This is a genomic window from Terriglobales bacterium, assembly GCA_035487355.1.
Lineage (GTDB): Bacteria > Acidobacteriota > Terriglobia > Terriglobales > Acidobacteriaceae > QIAW01.
In genome coordinates, this window is the sequence record DATHMF010000038.1 from 1 (window position 1) to 5,079 (window position 5,079).

Sequence of the window (5,079 nt, forward strand, 5' to 3'; positions counted from 1 at the left end):
CGATACTTCATAGTAGCGAGGACAACGGGCGGTGGCGCCGCCAACGCCTTGCCTGATTCTTCAACTCACAATGCCTCCGCTAGCCCCGCAAAAAAAAGTTGAAAAATCTGCAAAATTTCACCCCTCAAAAAAGCGCATTCCACCAACCACCGTCACCACACAATTCACCACATACTGTCCACAAAAAAACCACCTCGAAACACCACTTTTCCCAAAACCCTCTTCAAAAACCCAGCAAAAAAACAAAAACCCCGGAACGCGGGCCAGCGCTCCCAGGGTCAAAATTTTTCTAACAAAAATACGCTTTACCGAGCCGCATTTTGCGTAGGAACCGGCTCCGCCAACAGTCCCTCCACCAACCCGGTAACCTCCTGCTTGAGAGCCTCATGAGCAGGCTTATTCGCCGGCCCCGCAAACCCCGCATGAACCTCCCGCACTCGCCCATCACGCCCTAGAATGAACGACGTAGGCCAGCAATTCAGATGTTCACCCTGCGGAATCTTCTCCGCCAACTCATCCGGCGTCCCCGCCACCAGCACCGTATAAGTAAGCCCATACCGAGCGATAAAAGCCCTCAGCCGCATAGGGTCCTTCAGCTGATCAGCCTCCTCGAATGAGAGGTTTACGATCTCCAACCCCTGCCCATGAAACTGCTTATAGAGGCTCTCCAGAAACGGCGCCTCATCATGGCAGTTCGGGCACCACGACCCACCCACCGCAACAATAACCACCTTCCCATCAAACTGCGGATCGGTATTCGATACCACCTTCCCATTCAAGTCCGGAAAGCTGAAAACAAAGCGCTTAGAAGGGTCTTTCACCGTAGTCTGCTCCGTCGATTCCGTAGGCGCTGCAAGGTTTTCCTTACGCGCCTCCGCCGGACGACGAGCCACCAGATCACGCTGCTGTGCCTTCTGCGCCTCCGCCGCCAGCAGGTTGCTCACAAGCAAAGTTCCATCAGCCTGCGGCGTCAAGGAATAGAGTGCGGGCCCCGCCGCTGTAAAGTGCGAAACCGTATATTCATGCCCATCCCAGGAGCCATAGAGCGATCCCGTATCTCCATCAATCCGTTGGATAACCGCCCTGATATCAGCCGTTTTCACCCCACTCGGCTCGACCCGCAACTGCCACGCCGACTCCCCTTTGGAGCTCTTTACAGCAATCTCCCACTCGCCCTTGATATCCGGACTACCAGTCTCCGCCACCTTCTTTGCCGCCGCACGATGAAGAGTAGCCGGCACACGAGGGGCCGCGTGGCTTCCCTCGGTCAGCGCCGCCACCAAGCCAAAAGTCCCTGTTAATTCACCGTTTGCAAGCGTGGCGTCAAGCGATCGTGCATAGTAATTGAAGCTCAAAACAAGGTGCCCATCCGTGAAACTTGCACTCGATGCTGGCGCCTCCTCAGCCCCGTTAATAAGAGCTGCCTTCAGATCCGAAGCCGTTCCGCTGATCTGAAGACGTACAGGAACCTGTTGACCGCGAACAGTGGCGCTGCCCTCCCAGATTCCAGAAATGGCTGATTTGTCATGAGTTTGAGAGAAAGCTGATGTAGCAAGCAGGAGAATTCCAGCAAAGAGCTTCATAGAGTGCTCGATTCTTTAGGTGGCAGAAAAATAAGGGATAAGGCGGGAAATCCGCTAATTAGCGGGAAGAACGCGCCTCTGCATGCGCCAGCGGGGAGCGGCGACAACAACAGAGGTTGGAATGCATACGCATTCGCTAAGATTAAGCCGTTCCGGCGTTGAGGTCAAGACGTTCCATTCAAATGCCCACGGCATTCTCCGCCAAAAGTTGTATTGGCTATCACAGTTATCCCCCTGAAAATACAACACACTATGGGTACAGGAGACTTTTCCGGAGAATGCCTGGGCTGGTTTTTTTATTGGCGATCGGATCGCCTCAATCCTGTTTGGCTTGATCGTCTTTCATCCAGAAGCTTCACCGAAGCTAAGTCGTAAGGTGCACAAAGCAAACGGTGTCCTGTCTTCCATAGCCCTACCCTCCCCCCGCAATAAAAATAGCCGCCTTCGGGCGGCTATCCTCTTTTAGTGGAACCGGAACTATTCGTGTGGCTGCGGAGCCGGGAGCAGCGGTTCTACAGCTAACAAATTCGAAAGTGTACTACGTTCCGTGTCGGAAAACTGGCTGCGAAAACCCTCTGAATTCAATGTTGTCTGGCGCTGAGCCGGTGGCATATCACGCAGTTCGCGGAAAGTGCGGGCGACAACACGCCGCCGATCCGTTGGAAGTGCACCCAGTTGTTGCATCGCTCCGCGAACCTGCTGCCGTTGATTAGGTGTCAGATGTTCCAACACCTCATTGCGTTCAAGAATCCGTCGGCGCTGGTCCGGTGGCATATTGTTGAGCCGCGATAGCCGATCCAGCATGCGTTGCTGCGTCAGTGGGGGAAGATCGTGAAAGCCGGGTTCTTTTTGAAGAGCACGTTGCTGCTGTTCCAATGGCAGATTGCTGTGGCGATCCATCCACTCGGCCAAATGCTCCTTGTTTGGTTGAGGTTGCATCGTTTTGGGGGCGGAACGTCCCTGTGCCGTAGGAGGGTGAGCACCAAAACTACCCTTCGCTCCTCCAGGCTGCGCGTTTACGACAGATACAGAAGCTAGCAACACAAAAGCTGCCAAGGTTGGAGCCAAATTAAGTCGAAATGTGACAAACAATGGCATGATATTCAAGTAACAGATATATATCTAGATAATGCAACGCTCTGTCTTGTACTCGCAACGAGATTACTGCGTTTAACCTCCTTGTCGCGAAAAATATTCTTTGCATGACGAATGTTAGATCAAGGGGGAGCCGTCATCGGTTGAGCTATCTTCCTGCAAAAGTTGATCCATCGTCTGTAGCGCCTGATCATTTTTATCGAGTATCTGTAAATCTTCGACGGTGGCAGAGACCTCTGGCTTGCCTATAGGAGAAAAGTTGGTGAAATTGACGACGGTTCCCCCCCCGATCAGAAGAACGAGCGCAAGTGCACCGGCAAGAGCTGGACGGAACTGACGGCCTGTATTGAATAACAGGCGACTCCGCATACGCTCCAGCCAGCCAGCAGGAGCCATAGCCTGTTCTTCACGGAGACGGACGGACAACTTTTGATCAAAATAGGCTGAGGGCTCTGGGGCGGTCCATACGTCCAGCAAGGCAAAAGTGGCATTGAGCGAAGTAAGCTCCTCCTGGCAGGCATCACAGGACTGTATATGCTCCCGCGCGGCGTCGTTGTTCCGTGCCGTCGGATAGAGGAGCAGATCGGGTAGAACGTATTGGCAATCTCGGCAGTTCATAATGACCCTTTCCAATTCTTTTCAGCTTGAACGCGTCGAATAGCTGCATGCGCGCTTTCTGGTTTCCCCGCAATGGGGGACTAAATAAAATCCTTCAATTTCTCGCGTAGCGTCTGATAAGCGCGGAAAAGCAGAGATTTCGTGGCAGATTCGCTCAATTTCAGAACATCTCCGATCTGTTTATAGTCCAGTCCTTCATATTTATGCATAAGAACAGCCATACGTTGACGCTCAGGTAATGCAAGTATGTGCTGGCGAATAGCATTTAGCCGTTCCCTGCGAAGCATGTCTGATTCTGCGCCCGGTGTAGAGTCAGCCACATCAGGGGTGGTGCCAGTTTCGGAGTCGATTTCATCGAGATAAACAGTAGAGGCAGTTCGTTCATGCCGAGTGTCCCGCGCATGGTTGACGCCAAGATTTGTTGCAATGCGATAGAGCCAGGTACTGAAACGGGCTTCAGCGCGGTACGTCTCACGAGAGCGATAGACCCGAAGAAAAACCTCCTGAGCGAGTTCTTCGGCGATAGCCTGATTGTGGACCATCCGATACATGAAATGAACAATCGGTTTGCGATATTTCTGGATGAGGAAGTCAAAACCCGCCATGTTGCCGGCTTTCAACTCCAACATGATGGCAGCGTCATCCATCTGACCGAATTCGTTCGATGGGTGGTAGCTTTCTGAAGTCTGCAGATTCTCAAGAAGTCTCGGTTCAAGAAGTCTCGGATTGATCGCAAGCGTCGCCATATCATCCATAACCCCATTTTCGACCTCGGGTTGCGCTTTGGGATCAAATTCGGACGTATTGCCGCATCCATTCTCATAGGGAGGAGGAGCCTTAGGGTATTGGTGGCCGGAGTTGGATGGAGGAGAGGACATCCCGTAATCCACTAATTGTAATGCCGGGATGGCTCAGAAACGGATTCTTCAACAGTTAGCGGATTCGAATGGCGCGCTTTATTCGCCCCGTAGCGGCATAAATGTTATTCTTTGAAAGGATTATTCGCCGGATGACTTTGCGGTCTTCTGCTGCGATATTGGGCGCATAACTCAGCGGTAGAGTGCCACCTTCACACGGTGGAAGTCGTAGGTTCGAATCCTGCTGTGCCCACCAATCCTTTCAACAACTTAGAGGAAGTAGCTGACGAATTTGCCGCTCCAGACCGCTCCATAAACTCGGAAGCGGTTATGCCGGTCATGCAGTTTCTGCCAGGACAAGCGGCGGGGAATCGACAACCTCCTCGGGAAGAATGGCTTCGACCAGGCGCTGCGCGGCTCTCTTTGCGACCAATTGCGCTTGGGAATAGATCTCCAGAGTGAATCTTGTACTGGCATGGCGCATGAGTTCTTGAACCACTTTCACGTTTTCACGGCGACGAGCAAAGTGGCCTAGGTGTGTCGAAAGGTGTGCCATCCTATCTTTTTGGCAATGCCCGCTTTCACGGCTGCAGGCCGTATCACCTTCTCGAGCAAGGTTCCAGGCCAAAGCGGAACGGTGCCTTTCTTTGACTCGCTTGCGAAAATCCAATCGTCTGCGCTGTTGTATTTGCTCGTTTCCTTCCAGATCCACAGGTCCGCGGCGACACGAGCCTCGACCATCTTGATAGTGTTTGGTCAATTTGAGCCTCCAATCCGGAGATTTACGTCGACTGTTAATTGAAATGGGCCAGGGGGAATACCGGCCCCGCGTGGCCAACGGGCAGGAGCCTATCCAGAAACAACAGCGCAAGGCTGCTGCACAGGACAACGTCAGACCGTAACAAAGCCGCCATTCACGCTTGGAG

Annotated in this window: 5 protein-coding genes and 1 tRNA gene; 1 reads left to right on the plus strand and 5 read right to left on the minus strand. The window is 52.8% G+C overall.

Annotation, left to right across the window (positions count from 1 at the left end; translation table 11 throughout):
* Nucleotides 1-305 precede the first annotated feature (305 nt).
* From VK738_08970 to VK738_08985, 4 genes are all read right to left on the minus strand, one after another.
* Complete coding sequence (locus VK738_08970) at nucleotides 306-1,583, minus strand: TlpA disulfide reductase family protein (protein HTD22772.1); 1,278 nt, start codon at nucleotides 1,581-1,583, stop codon at nucleotides 306-308.
* A 477-nt stretch (nucleotides 1,584-2,060) separates the two neighbouring features.
* Nucleotides 2,061-2,681 carry a DUF3106 domain-containing protein gene (locus VK738_08975; protein ID HTD22773.1) on the minus strand — a complete coding sequence of 207 codons (621 nt, stop codon included), beginning with the start codon at nucleotides 2,679-2,681 and terminating at the stop codon, nucleotides 2,061-2,063.
* A gap of 114 nt (nucleotides 2,682-2,795) precedes the next feature.
* The gene (locus tag VK738_08980; GenBank protein HTD22774.1) at nucleotides 2,796-3,296 is read right to left on the minus strand and encodes a hypothetical protein; all 501 of its coding nucleotides are present in this window, start codon (nucleotides 3,294-3,296) and stop codon (nucleotides 2,796-2,798) included.
* 80 nt (nucleotides 3,297-3,376) lie between these two features.
* On the minus strand, nucleotides 3,377-4,174 hold the full coding sequence (locus tag VK738_08985) for an RNA polymerase sigma factor (GenBank protein HTD22775.1): 798 nt from the start codon (nucleotides 4,172-4,174) through the stop codon (nucleotides 3,377-3,379).
* A gap of 160 nt (nucleotides 4,175-4,334) precedes the next feature.
* On the opposite strand from VK738_08985, the gene VK738_08990 reads away from it, so the two are divergent.
* A tRNA-Val gene (locus tag VK738_08990) sits at nucleotides 4,335-4,409 on the plus strand.
* Between the two features lie 81 nt (nucleotides 4,410-4,490).
* Here the strand turns inward: VK738_08990 and VK738_08995 are convergent.
* Nucleotides 4,491-4,913, minus strand: coding sequence for a hypothetical protein (locus tag VK738_08995; GenBank protein ID HTD22776.1), 423 nt, complete (start codon nucleotides 4,911-4,913; stop codon nucleotides 4,491-4,493).
* Nucleotides 4,914-5,079: the final 166 nt, after the last annotated feature.

Bases quoted from the DNA above. Each gene is read 5' to 3' on its own strand.
- VK738_08970 (HTD22772.1), bottom strand. From the start codon at position 1,583: ATGAAGCTCTTTGCTGGAATTCTCCTGCTTGCTACATCAGCTTTCTCT.
- VK738_08975 (HTD22773.1), bottom strand. From the start codon at position 2,681: ATGCCATTGTTTGTCACATTTCGACTTAATTTGGCTCCAACCTTGGCA.
- VK738_08980 (HTD22774.1), bottom strand. From the start codon at position 3,296: ATGAACTGCCGAGATTGCCAATACGTTCTACCCGATCTGCTCCTCTAT.
- VK738_08985 (HTD22775.1), bottom strand. From the start codon at position 4,174: ATGTCCTCTCCTCCATCCAACTCCGGCCACCAATACCCTAAGGCTCCT.